13 protein-coding genes and 1 riboswitch are annotated in these 13,228 nt (G+C 66.4%); of the genes, 1 reads left to right on the top strand and 12 read right to left on the bottom strand.

What is annotated here, in order from left to right; genetic code table 11:
- Positions 1 to 22: 22 nt before the first annotated feature.
- From astE to G3N59_RS29980, 12 genes are all read right to left on the bottom strand, one after another.
- On the bottom strand, positions 23 to 1,066 hold the full coding sequence (gene astE / locus G3N59_RS30035; protein ID WP_205986463.1) for a succinylglutamate desuccinylase: 1,044 nt from the start codon (positions 1,064 to 1,066) through the stop codon (positions 23 to 25).
- Complete coding sequence (gene astB / locus G3N59_RS30030) at positions 1,050 to 2,414, bottom strand: N-succinylarginine dihydrolase (RefSeq protein ID WP_205986462.1); 1,365 nt, start codon at positions 2,412 to 2,414, stop codon at positions 1,050 to 1,052. Before astB ends, astE begins: the two co-directional genes overlap by 17 nt.
- A 9-nt stretch (positions 2,415 to 2,423) precedes the next feature.
- Positions 2,424 to 3,887 carry a succinylglutamate-semialdehyde dehydrogenase gene (astD, locus tag G3N59_RS30025; RefSeq protein WP_205986461.1) on the bottom strand — a complete coding sequence of 488 codons (1,464 nt, stop codon included), beginning with the start codon at positions 3,885 to 3,887 and terminating at the stop codon, positions 2,424 to 2,426.
- 64 nt (positions 3,888 to 3,951) lie between these two features.
- Entirely contained in the window at positions 3,952 to 4,989 is a 1,038-nt protein-coding gene (astA, locus tag G3N59_RS30020; RefSeq protein ID WP_205986460.1) for an arginine N-succinyltransferase, read from the bottom strand.
- A complete protein-coding gene (gene aruF / locus G3N59_RS30015) occupies positions 4,986 to 6,086 on the bottom strand; it encodes an arginine/ornithine succinyltransferase subunit alpha (RefSeq protein WP_205986459.1) in 1,101 nt (366 codons plus the stop codon). Before aruF ends, astA begins: the two co-directional genes overlap by 4 nt.
- A gap of 34 nt (positions 6,087 to 6,120) precedes the next feature.
- Complete coding sequence (locus tag G3N59_RS30010) at positions 6,121 to 7,338, bottom strand: aspartate aminotransferase family protein (RefSeq protein ID WP_205986458.1); 1,218 nt, start codon at positions 7,336 to 7,338, stop codon at positions 6,121 to 6,123.
- A gap of 233 nt (positions 7,339 to 7,571) precedes the next feature.
- Complete coding sequence (locus G3N59_RS30005; protein WP_205986457.1) at positions 7,572 to 8,663, bottom strand: GlxA family transcriptional regulator; 1,092 nt, start codon at positions 8,661 to 8,663, stop codon at positions 7,572 to 7,574.
- A 34-nt stretch (positions 8,664 to 8,697) separates the two neighbouring features.
- Complete coding sequence (locus G3N59_RS30000) at positions 8,698 to 9,513, bottom strand: ABC transporter ATP-binding protein (RefSeq protein WP_346777964.1); 816 nt, start codon at positions 9,511 to 9,513, stop codon at positions 8,698 to 8,700.
- A 36-nt stretch (positions 9,514 to 9,549) separates the two neighbouring features.
- Complete coding sequence (locus G3N59_RS29995) at positions 9,550 to 10,263, bottom strand: ABC transporter permease (protein ID WP_205986456.1); 714 nt, start codon at positions 10,261 to 10,263, stop codon at positions 9,550 to 9,552.
- Between the two features lie 10 nt (positions 10,264 to 10,273).
- Positions 10,274 to 10,963 (bottom strand): histidine ABC transporter permease HisQ, encoded by a 690-nt coding sequence (gene hisQ, locus G3N59_RS29990; protein WP_205986506.1) that lies wholly within the window; start codon positions 10,961 to 10,963, stop codon positions 10,274 to 10,276.
- A gap of 350 nt (positions 10,964 to 11,313) precedes the next feature.
- Positions 11,314 to 12,057 carry a CbtA family protein gene (locus G3N59_RS29985; protein WP_205986455.1) on the bottom strand — a complete coding sequence of 248 codons (744 nt, stop codon included), beginning with the start codon at positions 12,055 to 12,057 and terminating at the stop codon, positions 11,314 to 11,316.
- Positions 12,058 to 12,069: 12 nt separating this feature from the next.
- Entirely contained in the window at positions 12,070 to 12,291 is a 222-nt protein-coding gene (locus G3N59_RS29980; RefSeq protein WP_205986454.1) for a CbtB-domain containing protein, read from the bottom strand.
- Positions 12,292 to 12,377: 86 nt separating this feature from the next.
- Positions 12,378 to 12,478: riboswitch (cobalamin riboswitch) on the bottom strand.
- An 89-nt stretch (positions 12,479 to 12,567) separates the two neighbouring features.
- Here G3N59_RS29980 and G3N59_RS29975 point away from each other — a divergent pair.
- Positions 12,568 to 13,212, top strand: coding sequence for a histidine phosphatase family protein (locus tag G3N59_RS29975; protein WP_205986453.1), 645 nt, complete (start codon positions 12,568 to 12,570; stop codon positions 13,210 to 13,212).
- Positions 13,213 to 13,228 lie beyond the last annotated feature (16 nt).

Below are 13,228 nucleotides of genomic sequence, written 5' to 3'. Positions count from 1 at the left end.
GTGCGCCAACCTGAGGCGGGCCTCAGATCAGCGCCGCCAGCGTGGCTTCGGTGGTCTCCACCACCAGCAGACCGGCACGCAAACCCGGCTTCACAGTGGGATTCGGAAACACGATGCGCTCCTCGTCGTGCGCGACCACGTAGCGATACGCGCCATCCTCGGCGAGCACGGTGTCCCGCGCGAACGGCGTGAAATTCGGCACATCGGCGGCCACGTGCAGCGCGAACGCGTCGCTCTGTTTCGTGATCTGGCCGATCACGGTGAACACGCGCGGCAGCAGCGCGTTATCCGTTTTCGTTGCGCCCGCAAGCAGTCTGCGCAGCGCGGCGTCGGCGTTCGCAAAGCGCGCGAGATCGTTCTCGCCGAATGGCCGCACCTTGCCGAGTTCCAGCGTGCAGGCCGTCGCGCCGCAGTGATCGGCGGTAAACGAGGAATACGTCGCGCCCTTTTCCGTGTGGATCAGCACGGCGGCGATGCGCGCATCCGCGAGCCAGTCGAACATGGCGCGCGTAGGTTCGCCCCCGGTATAAGGCAGCAAGGCGAACTGCTCGAACGCCGAGGCGCGAATCGCCGTGTGCATGTCGAGGTGCCAGCGCCGGCCCGGCTGCGTGGACGCCGCCGCGAAAAAGCGCTGTGCGGCCGCTTCGAGCGCGACAGCGCGCGGCGCTTCGCGGCTTTGCGGCACGCGCGCATGACGCCCGCCAAACAGCCGGTTGAGGTCGTCGTCCTGATAGCGCATTGCGGCGCGCATCGCCGCCACGTTGCCCAGCACCACGAGCACCCGGCACGCGAGCGCGAGACGCCCGGCCGCAAGATCGGCGACGATCTTCGCAAGCAGTTCGATCGGCGCGGTTTCATCGCCATGCACGCCGGCGGAAAGCAGCACGCTGGGCGTGGTTTCGCTCACGCGCGCGGGCTCCAGCAGCAGCACGCCTTCGTCGAGCCATTGCCAGCGCACCGTGTCGTTCGCGCACGCGCCCTGCGCTTGCGAGGCATCGGCGGGACGCGTGCCCGCGAGCGTCGCGCCGAGAAAATCCGCCAGCACCGCTTCAGCGCTGGAAGTCATAGAGCGAGCCCAGGCCGAGAATCTGCGTGAGTTCGTCGAGCGCGGTGCGCGACTCCACCAGCAGCGCCGGATCGGTGAGATCCTGCGGCGCGAGACGATCGCGATAATGCTTTTCGATCCACGTATCGAGGCGGGCAAACAGCGTGTCGTTCATCCACACGCCAGGCGCGACGGCAGCCCGTTCGGCTTCGTCGAGCACCACGCGCAGGCGCAGGCACGCCGGGCCGCCGCCGTTCTTCATGCTTTCGCGCAGATCGAACACCAGCACTTCGTCGATCGGCCCGGTCTTTGCCGTGAGTTCGTCGAGATAGCGCGCCACGTGCGGGTTTTCGCGGCATTCCTGCGGCACGACCAGCACCTGCTTGCCGTCCGCGCAACTCAGCAACTGGCTGTTGAAGAGATACGAGGAAATCGCGTCGGCCACGCTCACCTGCGAGTCGGGCACTTCGATCACGTTGAACGGCGCGCCGTGCGCGCCCAGCTTGCTGCCCAGTTCTTCGTAGACGGCCTTCTGGTCGACGAACGCGCGCTCGTGGCAAAACAGCGTCGTGCGATTGCCGACGGCGATCACGTCGTTGTGGAACACGCCCGCGTCGATCACATCGGGATTCTGCAGCGCGAACACGGTGTCCGCTTCGCTCAGGCCGTGGCGCTGCGCAACCGCGCGGCTCGCCTCGAAAGTCTGGCGCGCCGGGAAGCGCTTCGGCTCCGGTCCGCGACGATATTCGCTGCGGCCATAGACGAAGAACTCCACGCCGCGCGTGCCGTATTCCGCGCAAAAACGCGTGTGATTGGCCGCGCCTTCGTCGCCGAGCGCGGGCGTGCCCGGCAGCGCATCGTGCACGACGAAATGCGACGGGTCCGCGAAGATCGCGCCGAGCGTACGGCGCGTGTACTCGTGCTCGATGGCGCGATGGAGCTTGCTGCACAGATTGGCGGGCGTGAAATGCACGCGGCGCTCGGGCGTGTCGGCCGATGGGCTGACGGTTGCCGCGTTCGCGGTCCACATCGCCGAAGCGGAGCTGGCCGCAGCCAGCAGTTCGGGCGCGTCCTTCGCGGCGCGCGCGATGGCGTCGGCGTCCTTGCCGGTGAAGCCGAGTTCGCGCAGCAGGCGAATCGACGGACGCTCCTGCGGCGGCAACACGCCCTGCGCAAAGCCCAGGTCGGCGAGGCGCTTCATCTTGCGCAAACCTTGCTGCGCGGCGGCGCGCGGATTGGCGACCGACTTCTCGTTGTTCTGCGAAGCGACGTTGCCGAACGACAGCCCGGCGTAGTTGTGCGTCGGGCCAACGAGTCCGTCGAAATTGGCTTCAAGTGCCGTGGCGGCCAGCCTGGCGGATGAGTTCATCGTCGATCCTCAGAATTGAAGGCCCGGCGAAACGCTCGCGGGCATCTGCAGTTGTGCGCTTTCCACCGAGGCCATCGGCCACGCGCAGTAGTCGGCGGCATAGAAGGCGCTCGGGCGATGGTTGCCCGAACGGCCCGGCCCGCCGAAGGGCGCGCCGCTCGACGCGCCATTGGTCGGCCGGTTCCAGTTGACGATGCCCGCGCGGATCTCGCGCGAGAAGCGCTGCCAGAGCGCGGCATCGTCGGCGAGCAGGCCGGCCGACAGACCGTAGGCCGTGTTGTTCGCCTGGGCGATGGCGTCGTCGAAACCGGCGTAGCGGATGATCTGCGCGAGCGGGCCGAAGTGCTCTTCGTCGGGCAGATCGGCCACGCCCGTCACGTCGAGAATGCCGGGCGTGACGTAGCCGAGCGCGGCGTCGCGCTGCTGCATCGGCAACAAGGCTTTTGCGCCGCGCGCGAGCAGCAGCGTTTGCGCGTCGATCAGCTTTGCGGCCGCGCGCGCCGAAATCACGGCGCCCATGAACGGTTGGGGATCGGCGTTGTATTCGCCCACCGCGATGCGCGACGAGACCTCGACGAAGCGCTCGATAAAGCGGTCGCCGAATTCGCCCGACGGCACCAGAATGCGGCGCGCGCACGTGCAGCGCTGCCCCGCCGACAGAAACGCCGACTGGATCGCGTGATGCACGGCGGCATCGATATCCTCGACCGGCGCGACCACGAGCGGATTGTTGCCGCCCATCTCCAGCGCCAGCACGATTTCCGGGCGCCCGCCAAACTGGCGATGCAGCAGCGTGCCCGTGTCCGAGCTGCCGGTAAAGAACAGCCCGTCGATCTGGCGATGATTCGCGAGCGCGATGCCCGTCTCGCGTTCGCCCTGCACCAGATTGATCACGCCAGCGGGCAAGCCCGCTTCCTTCCAGATCTCGACCGTTGCGCGCGCAACGTCCGGCGCGAGTTCGGAGGGCTTGAACACCACCGTATTGCCGGCGATCAGCGCGGGCACGATATGGCCGTTGGGCAGATGGCCCGGGAAGTTGTACGGCCCGAACACGGCCACCACGCCATGCGGACGATGACGCAGCACGGCCACGCCGTCGGCCATGTCGCTGCGCTTTTCGCCGGTGCGCTCGCCGTAAGCCGTGATCGAAATGCCGACCTTGGCGGCCATCGCGGCGGCTTCGGTGCGCGCTTCCCAGAGCGGCTTGCCGGTTTCGCGGCCGATGGCGCGCGCGAGGTCTTCCTTGCGTTCGTTCACCAGCGCGGCGAAGCGCTTGACGATTTCGCAGCGCGTTTCGAACGGCGTCTGTGCCCACGCGGGGAATGCGCGGCGCGCGGCGTTGACGGCGCGCTCGACGTCTTCAGCGTTGGCGGCCTTGCCGCTCCACACGGTTTCGTTGGTGCCGGGGTTCCGTGAAGCGAAGGCGGGACCGTTGGCCGCACACCATTGCCCATCGATGAAAAGCTCGTTCATGGTGATCCTTGTTATCTGCTCTTGGCCGCGTTACTGCGCATGACCGCGTTAGCGCGTTACTGCATTACCGCGCCGCGTGGGACGCCGCCAGCACGCGCACCTGTTCGCCTTCCTTGACGTTCAGCGCCGCCGCTTCCTGCGCGCCCAGCGTGAAGACGCCGTCCTGCACGACGCCCGGCGCGAAGCCCACGCGGAAGTCGCCCAGCGACGTATTCGATACCAGCGAGCGCACGCGCTCGTCGCCTTCGGCCACCTGCGGCGTGCCGATGCGCACGGGCACCAGCACGCTCTCGCGCACCGTGCGCAAGTCGGCGATATGGCATTCGAGCACGGGGCCCGCATCGAAGATATCGACGTGGTTCTCGTAGCGCAGCCCTTCGCCTTCGAGCATGCGGCGCGCGGGCACGGTATCCGCGTGCGTGAGACCGACGCAGGCCTGCGCCTCGTCGGGCAGCAGCTCGACGTAGACCGGATAACGCGGCATCAGCTCGGCGAGGAAGGACTTGCGGCCATGCGCGCTCAGATAATCGGCGGCATTGAAGTCGATCTGATAGAAGTGCGAACCCACCGCGCGCCAGAACGGCGAGGTGCCTTCCGCATCGAAATGGCCGCGCAATTCGGCGCAGATGCGTTCGGGAAACAGCTCGCGGAACTGCGCGATAAACATGAAGCGCGAGCGCGACAGCAGCCCGCCCATGCCGCCCGTGCGATAGCGCGGCGAGAGAAACAGCGAGCACACTTCGGCGTAACCGGTCAGATCGTGCGAGATATTGAGCGCGCGCATGCGCGTCCAGATGCCCAGATCCTGGCTTGCATGCACCACCGTGCTCACGCGGTAGTTGTAGAACGGCTGCGTGAGGCCCACCGCGGTTTCGATGCCGCAAACGCCCGCTACATCGCCCGTGGCCGTATCTTCCATCACGAAGAAGTAGCCCGCTTCGGCCGCCGGCGCCTCGCCCGAGAGCGTGCGGCGCGTGCGTTCGATGCGCGCCGCGAGCGCGTCGCGGTCGGGCTTGAAGGTGGTAAGGCCGGGGCCGGTTTCCTGGGCAAGCGCGACGAGCGCGTCCACATCGCCCGTCTGCACGACGCGTACTACGATCATTGCGTCTCTCCCATCGATGCATCCTCGTTATCTTCCTGCTGGCGATACAGCGGCGCACAGCGCACCGCTTCGCCATCCTGCACATTGAGCGCGGCGCGCGTGGCCGCATCGAGCGGCGCGTCGCCGTGTACCGCATGCGCGCCGCGATGCGTTGCGGCCGCCGGCAGCGCGGGCAGCGTCGCCAGCGCGCAGCGGAACTCGCCGCCCTGCTGGCTCGCGACCAGACATGCCACGCCTTGCGTGGCATGCGCGGCGTGCTCGCGCACCGTGCGCGTCTGGTTGCCCGCGACCGACGCGGTGCGATCCACCTGCGCGGTCAGCACCGGGCCCGCGTCGAAGATATCGACGTAACCGTCCGGCTCGAAACCTTCTTCCAGATGGATCTCGTAAGCGAGCAAGGTGCTCGGGTCCGGCTCGCCCAGCACGCGCTGCGCGGCTTCCGGCAGCAGCGGCACGTAGATCGGATACGCGGGCATGACTTCGGCGATAAAGGTGCGGCTGCGGCCGCCCGACGCCATTTCGATGTCCTTGAAATCGCGGCCGAAGAACTTGCGCCCGACCGCTTCCCAGAACGGCGAGACGCCCTGATCGTCGGTCACGCCCAGCAGCAGCGAAAACACTTCAGGCGTGAAGCGGCGACGGTTCATCGCCACATACATCATGCGGGCGCGCGACATCAGATGCGCCGCTGCATCGCCGCGCAACGCGGGATCGATATAGAAGCCCGCGAGGCGGCTTTTGCCGGTGAGTTCGTGCGACATCGTGAGCGCGTGAATCTTGCGATTCACGTGCAGTTCGCGCGAGGCGTGGATCAGCGCGTCGTTGCGGAATGCGTAGAACGGTTCCGAATAACCCGCTGCCGCGACGATACTGGAGGTGCCCACCAGCCGCCCGGTCGCCGAGTCTTCGAGCACGAAGAGATAGAACTCCTCGCCGGGAAAGTCGACATCCGCGCGAAACGAGTCTTCGGACAGCGCGATGCGCGCCTCCAGCGCCGCGCGGTCGTGCGGCAACGAGTGCAGCACGGGCTGCGCGGTGCGCGCCATATGGGCGATCGCATCGAGATCGGAGAGCCTTGCGGGGCGAACGAATAGCATCGTCGGTCCTGGTTCTGGTCAATGGCGCGGCGCTTCAGCGCGCGCCGAGCACGTCTTCGAAGGCCTGTTCGAGGCGCGCGAAGCCCTCGTTCAGATCCGCCTCGGGCATGATGAGCGACGGCGCGAAGCGCAGCACGTCGGGACCGGCGATCAGCATCATCACGCCGCGGTTGGCCGCCGCCGTGTTGAAGTCCTTCGCACGGCCGGCAAAGCGCGCATTGAGTTCGGCGCCAATCAGCAGACCCTTGCCGCGCACTTCGCGGAACACGTCGAAACGATCGTTGAGCGCCGCCAGCTTCGCGCGGATCGCTTCGCCACGCGAGCGCACGCCCGCCAGCACGGCCGGATCGCTGATCAGTTCGACCACCTTGTGCGCGATCGCCGCGCCCAGCGGATTGCCGCCGTAGGTCGTGCCGTGCACGCCCACCTTGAAGTGCGCCGCGAGCGCTTCGGTCGTGAGCATCGCGCCGATCGGGAAGCCGTTGCCGAGCGCCTTCGCCGTGGTCAGGATATCGGGCGTCACGTCCGTGTCTTCGTACGCGTAGAACGTGCCGGTGCGGCCCACGCCGGTTTGCACTTCGTCGAAAATCAGCAGCGCGTTGTGTGCGTCGCAGGCTTCGCGCAGCGCTTTCAGGAAGGCCGGATCGGCGGGAATCACGCCGCCTTCGCCCTGCACCGGCTCGACGATCACCGCGCAGGTCTGCGGGCCGATCGCGCGCTTCGCGGCTTCGATATCGTTGTACGGCAGATGGATGATGCCTTGCGGAATCGGGCCGAATCCTTCGGAGTACTTGGGTTGTCCGCCCACGCTCACGGTGAAGAACGTGCGGCCATGGAACGACTGCGTGAACGAGACGATTTCGGCTTTTTGTTCGCCGTGACGATCGAAGGCCACGCGGCGCGCGAGCTTGAGCGCGGCTTCGTTGGCTTCCGCGCCCGAATTGGCGAAGAAGGCGCGATCGGCGAAAGTCAGCGATTCGAGCTTCTTCGCAAGGCGCAGCACCGGCTCGTTGGTGTAGCCGTTGCCGATGTGCCAGAGCTTGCTGCCCTGCTCGTGCAAGACCTTCAGCAGTTCCGGGTGCGCGTGGCCCAGCGACGTCACCGCGATACCGCAGGCGAAGTCGATGTAATCGCGCCCGGCGGTGTCCCACACGCGCGAGCCTTCGCCGCGCTCGGGGACGAACGGCGCGGGCGAGAAGCACGGCACCATCACTTCGTCGAAAGTCTCACGGCTCACAGTCTGGTCGTTCATGGCTAATCCTCTCTGGCGCTCTGGCTCGAATGGGGTAGTACACAGTGCTCACACGGGGCGCTATCGCTTTTCGTGCTGGCCCCGTGCGCACGGATGAGATACGTATGGCTTGCAGTGTAGGCAACCGCGCGGCAAACGTCTTGCGTATGGGCGACGCGTTTTTTCGTCGGATGCGGCGGATTTGACAAGGTTTGTCGCGGCGCGCGCGTCAAACCCTGCCGCCAGGCAGGCCGCTAAGCTTGCTCCGGCGGTTCCACCAGCGCCCCGGCGCGCGGCTCCTGCGCCGCGCCGCCGTGCTGGCGCTCGATCCAGTTGCGGCGGTCCTCGCGCGGCGTCACGCCAAAGCGCTCGCGATACGCATTGGAAAAATGCGCCGCCGATGAAAACCCGCACGCCAGACTGATCTGCACCACCGATTTGCTGGTGCGCTGCAACTGCGAACGCGCCTTCGCAAGCCGCAGACCCAGGTAGTACTTCGACGGCATCGCGTTCAGGTACTGGCGGAACAGCCGCTCCAGCTGACGGCGCGACACGCCCACGTGACCAGCGATTTCATCGGTGGTGAGCGGGTCTTCGATATTCGCTTCCATCAGCATGAGCGCGTCGTTCAGGCGCGGATGGCGCTCGCCGGGCGCGGTCACGAACGGAATGCGCTGGCGCTCGTCGCCGCTGCGCAAGGTGCTTGCGCCCATCGCATCGGCGATCCGGTCCACGAGTTCCGGGCCGTGCTCGCGGCCGATCATCGCCAGCATGAAATCGAGCGTCGCCTGACCGCCCGCGCAGGTCGCGCGATCGCGGTCGATCTCGTAAATATGCTGGGTGACGATGGTGCGCTCGAACTGCTCGGCGAACTGCTGGTAGGTTTCCCAGTTCACCGCCACGCGATAGCCCTGCAACTGCCCCGCCATCGCCAGCCACCAGATGCCGTGATGGATGCCGGTGACGAGCGGCGTGCGCTGGCCCACGCGCGCGAGGCTGGCGAGGAACAGGCGGTAATCCGCGAACTGCTGGTAGCGCTCGGTCACGACGATCAGCCAGTCGCAGGCGAGGCCGTCGCCGAACGCGGCATCGGCGGGCCATTGCGCGCCGCCCGCGAGCGGCACGGGACGGCCGTTCCACGAACACATCTGCCAGCGGTACAGCGCGCGGCCGTCGATCTCGTTGGCGAGATTGAGCGCATCGACAATGGGCCCGACGCCCGACATCGACACCGGCGGCAACGCGACGATCGCCACCTGCGTGGTGCGCGTCGCGCGCGCGGGCCCGCCCGGCGCGGGCGAGGCGGCGGGCGTGGAAGGTGAAGCAGAAGCTGCAGGGCGATTCATCGGCGGGAACAACGTAAACCTGGTTGCCGGCAGCTTACTTGAGACTGCCCGAAAGGAACTGGCGCAGGCGCTCGCTTTTCGGTGCGCCCAGCACATCGGCGGGTGTGCCCTCTTCTTCGGTGCGCCCTTGATGCAGGAACATCACATGATTCGAGACGTTGCGCGCAAAACCCATTTCGTGCGTGACGACGATCATCGTGCGGCCTTCCTCGGCGAGCTTCTGCATGACCTTGAGCACTTCGCCCACCAGTTCGGGATCGAGTGCGGATGTCGGTTCGTCGAACAGCATCACGTCCGGGTGCATCGCCAGCGCCCGTGCAATCGCCACGCGCTGCTGCTGGCCGCCCGAAAGATGCGAGGGATACTGCTTCTCCACGCGCGGCGCGAGACCCACCTTCTCCAGATACTCGCGCGCGCGTTCCTCGGCTTCCTTGCGCGGCACGCCCAGCACGTGCAAGGGCGCTTCCATCACGTTCTCCAGCACGTTCATGTGCGACCAGAGATTGAAGTGCTGGAACACCATCGCGAGCTTGGTGCGGATGCGCTGCAACTGCTTGTGATCGGCCACGTCCAGGTCGCCGTTGCGGCCGGCTTTGGTGCGCACGGCTTCGCCGTCCACGACGATCTCGCCGGCGTTCGGCTTTTCGAGGAAATTGATGCAGCGCAGGAACGTACTCTTGCCCGAGCCGCTCGCGCCGATGATGCTGATCACGTCGCCTTTCTTCGCATCGAGCGAAACGCCCTTGAGCACTTCGTTGTCGCCATAGCGCTTGTGGATGTCGCGCGCGATCAGTTTGCTGTCCGTAGCGGCGAAAGCGCAGGCGGCGTGGGTCGTCGTCTGAGGCAAGATGGTCTCCAGAATTAAGCTTGATTCAAACGGATGGTTTCAGCGCGTGCGCACGGCGAGATAGCCGAGCCAGCGTTTTTCCGCGCGGCGGAACGCGGCCACCAGCACAAACGATACGCCACAGTAGATCAGCGCCGCGAGGCCGAACGATTCGAACGAACGATAGGTGGCGGAATTGGCGTCGCGCGCGACCTTGAGGATGTCGGGCACCGTCGCCGTGAAGGCGACCGTGGTGGCGTGCAGCATCAGGATCACTTCGTTACTGTACAGCGGCAGTGCGCGGCGCAGCGCCGAAGGCAGGATGATGCGCCAGTACATCGTGAACGGGCTCATGCCGTAGGCCCGCGCCGCTTCCACTTCGCCGTGCGAGGTCGCGCGGATCGCGCCCGCGAAGATCTCGGTCGTATAGGCGCAGGTGTTGAGCGCGAAGGCGAGAATCGCGCAATTCAGGCCGCTGCGAAAGAAGGCGTCGAGCAGCGGCTCGCTGCGCACGAAGGCGAGACTGTAGACGCCGGTGTAGATCAGCAGCAACTGCACGTAGAGCGGCGTGCCGCGAAACACATAGGTGTAGAAGCGCACCGGCAGCGAGATGCAGCGGCGCTTCGAGACGCGCGCCACCGCCAGCGGCACCGCGCAGACAAAGCCGAAGGCCACGGAGATCACGAGCAGCCAGAGCGTCATCGCGAGGCCGGAGACATGCTCGCCGTCCCAGTAGATGAACGCGCGGCCGAATTGCTGGAGGATTTCGTTCATGGCGCGGTCCTCAGAGTTGCGCGTGGCGCACGCCCGCCGAATAGCGGCGTTCGAGCCAGATCAGCACGAAGTTCGAGACGGTCGTGATCGCGAGATAGATCGCCGCGGCAATCACGAGGAAGAAGAACAGATTGAAGGTGCTGCGTCCGGCGTCCTGGGCGGCCTTCACGACATCGGCGAGACCGATGATCGAGACCAGCGCCGTCGCCTTCACGAGCACCTGCCAGTTATTGCCGATGCCCGGCAGCGCGAAACGCATCATCTGCGGGAACATGATGCGGGCGAACACGCGCGCGCCGCTCATGCCGTAAGCGTGGCCCGCTTCCAGTTGCCCGCGCGGCACCGAGAGAAACGCGCCGCGGAAGGTCTCGGTGAAATACGCGCCGTAGATGAAGCCGAGCGTGAGCACGCCGGCCACGAACGGATCGATATCGATCTGCGCCATGCCGAGCGCGTCGGTGGCCTCGTTCACGCCGATCTGGATGCTGTAGAACAGCAGCAGCATCAGCACGAGATCGGGCACCGAGCGGATCAGCGTCGTGTAACCCGTCGCGATGGCCGCGAGCGGCCGGTTGAACGAGAGCTTCGCCGCCGCGCCCGCCAGACCGAGCAGCACGGCCACGCCGAGCGAGAGCAGCGAAAGTTCGATCGTCTGGATCGTGCCAGCGAGCAGCACCGGGCCAAAACCGTAGAGGATCACGCGCGTCTCCGCAAAGTCGTTGTTCGAACCCGGGCGCACATCGCTCATGCAAGGCGCCTGGGGGATTGGCGCGGATCGTCGCAAGGCCAAAAAGATTGCTCAAACCGCAAGCGGCGCCGTGTTGCGGCGCAGCATTTACGGCTCGTCGGGCGACAGGCGCGCCTGGCCGGGCTTTTCGCCCGCGCTGTCAGGGCTGCGATGAAATTGAAAGCGGAAAAGACAACGCCCCGGCAAGCGGGGCGTCGAGTGGGTTTTGACAAGTTTCGGGTCGCTTTTGCGATAGACGCGCGGCCCGAGGTGCGGCAGGGTTCAGCGCGGGAATACCCTAAGGTATTCGCCGCTCGAATAGGTCAGGCGCGGCGTGCAGCCAGCGAACCGGCGAGCACGCTGGCGCGCTCCAGACGCTCGACCAGTGCGCCGAACAGCAGGCCCACCACGCTCCAGAGAATCGCCTGCATGCCGATCGCCACGGTGCGGAACTTCCACAGCAGCACGGCCGGGAACGCGCCCGGGACTTCGTTGATCGTCGGCATCGCGGCCTGGATCGCGCCGATCACGACGACGAACAGCACGAGCGCCGCAATCGACGCATTCCAGCCGCCCCACTTCGCCGCCAGCGCGGCGCGCACCTTGAGCGAGAACACCGTGACGGCGAGCGAAATCGCGATCATCAGGAAGAACAGGCCGGTGCGAAAACCGATGGTGTCGGGGTCGCCCACCGAAGGCGGATTCGCCGGATATTTGATATTCGGCACCAGATAGATCGCGACGAAGGCCGCGAGCGCGAGCCACATCGACAGCGCGCGCGCCGAAATCGGTCCCGTGCGGCCGCGCACATAGGCGAACACCAGCGCGAACAGCCCGCCGATCGACGCGCTATAGACCATCACGCCGGTAAAGAGGCCGTAGCTCGCCTGCACATCGCGGCTGACGAGTTCGGGCTCGGGCGCTTCGCCCTTGGCGGCGTCGGCTTTTTCCTCGAAGGAAATGGCCTGATCGACCTGCGGCTCGCCCGCGAATTTCGCGAACGAGAACGTGAGCAGTCCCGCGGCGATGCCAGCGAGCATCCCGCGTACCAACAGCTTGCCTACCATGTCAGCTCCCGGTCAGTGGCAGGGAAAGCCGAGCAGATGGCGGCCGTCGTGGACGAATTCGTGGACGTACATGCCCGGCACCAGCGAGGTCGCGCCCTGCTCCGCGCCGACGAAATACAGCGCCAGCAGCAGCATGAGACCCGCGAAAATGGCCCAGGGCAGAATTTCGCGCAGGGGGATGGGCGCCGGGGTGGCGGCGGGAACATGGGCCGCGTCGAGGACGGCTTCGGACATGATGACTTCTCCTGGGGTTACGCGCCCCGATGGGTCGTTGAAAAACGATTGAGGTGTGTGCACCGGGTGGTGCGTACGTCACGCGGGTCTGACTTCCGTTTGCTTGTTGCGGGCTTGTTGCGGGACGGCAGGCTGCAAAAACAATCGGTCACAGTGGCGCGACCGCGCCGGGTTTGCACCGGCTTCCGTGTGACGTGCAGCCTGTATTCTACGCGCTGCGTCAGGGCGACGCGGCACGAATGTAATACACGACGAATCGGCGAGTAAGGAAACAGGATGGCGATAAAGGTCTGGCTGATCAGCCACGCGGCGAATGCGGCGCTCAAGGCGGGCGTCTTCGGCGCGGCTTCGGGTGACGATGACGATATCGAAATCGATGTCGCTCGGTTGCTGGATGCGCGCGCGGTCGAAGCCGTCGAGGCGTGGCGCACGCGCTGGGCGGCGCTTATCGATGGAAGCGGTGAGAGCGATGAAAGCCGACGCAGCGCGCCGCGTGCGCTGACGAGTCCTGCTGCTATCGCACGCGCGAGCGCCGCGGCGGCGGGCTTCGATGCCCGGATCGACCACGCGTTAAGCGATACGGCCTACGGCGCGTGGAGCGGTCGCCGTCTGATCGACATCGCGCAGGAAACGCCCGATGCGCTGGCCGCATGGACGCGCGATCCGGCGTTCCAACCGCCCGGCGGCGGCGAATCGTTCGAAGCGGTGCGCGAGCGCGTGAGCGCCTGGCTGGACGCCCTGCCCGACGCCCACGCCGATGCGTCCCTCGTCGCCTTCACGCACGCCAGCGTGATTCGCGCCGCCGTGCTGCATGCGCTGGACGCGCCGTCCGCCGCGTTCCGGCAACTGGAGATCGCGCCGCTTTCGGTGACGCAATTGCGCAGGACTTCAAGCGGATGGGTGTGGGTCGCGCCAACCTGAAGCCCAGCCCACCTTC

Origin of the sequence: Paraburkholderia sp. Ac-20340 (genome assembly GCF_017104965.1) — a bacterium.
Lineage (GTDB): Bacteria > Pseudomonadota > Gammaproteobacteria > Burkholderiales > Burkholderiaceae > Paraburkholderia.
The sequence above is the reverse complement of the archived record's forward strand: the minus strand, read 5'-3'. Positions and strand labels throughout refer to the sequence as shown.

Coding starts and splice junctions, on each gene's coding strand:
- G3N59_RS30005 (WP_205986457.1), bottom strand. CDS start 8,663: ATGAATCGCCCTGCAGCTTCTGCTTCACCTTCCACGCCCGCCGCCTCG.
- G3N59_RS29985 (WP_205986455.1), bottom strand. CDS start 12,057: ATGGTAGGCAAGCTGTTGGTACGCGGGATGCTCGCTGGCATCGCCGCG.
- G3N59_RS29980 (WP_205986454.1), bottom strand. CDS start 12,291: ATGTCCGAAGCCGTCCTCGACGCGGCCCATGTTCCCGCCGCCACCCCG.
- G3N59_RS29975 (WP_205986453.1), top strand. CDS start 12,568: ATGGCGATAAAGGTCTGGCTGATCAGCCACGCGGCGAATGCGGCGCTC.
- astE (WP_205986463.1), bottom strand. CDS start 1,066: ATGACTTCCAGCGCTGAAGCGGTGCTGGCGGATTTTCTCGGCGCGACG.
- astD (WP_205986461.1), bottom strand. CDS start 3,887: ATGAACGAGCTTTTCATCGATGGGCAATGGTGTGCGGCCAACGGTCCC.
- aruF (WP_205986459.1), bottom strand. CDS start 6,086: ATGCTATTCGTTCGCCCCGCAAGGCTCTCCGATCTCGATGCGATCGCC.
- astB (WP_205986462.1), bottom strand. CDS start 2,414: ATGAACTCATCCGCCAGGCTGGCCGCCACGGCACTTGAAGCCAATTTC.
- G3N59_RS29995 (WP_205986456.1), bottom strand. CDS start 10,263: ATGAACGAAATCCTCCAGCAATTCGGCCGCGCGTTCATCTACTGGGAC.
- astA (WP_205986460.1), bottom strand. CDS start 4,989: ATGATCGTAGTACGCGTCGTGCAGACGGGCGATGTGGACGCGCTCGTC.
- G3N59_RS30010 (WP_205986458.1), bottom strand. CDS start 7,338: ATGAACGACCAGACTGTGAGCCGTGAGACTTTCGACGAAGTGATGGTG.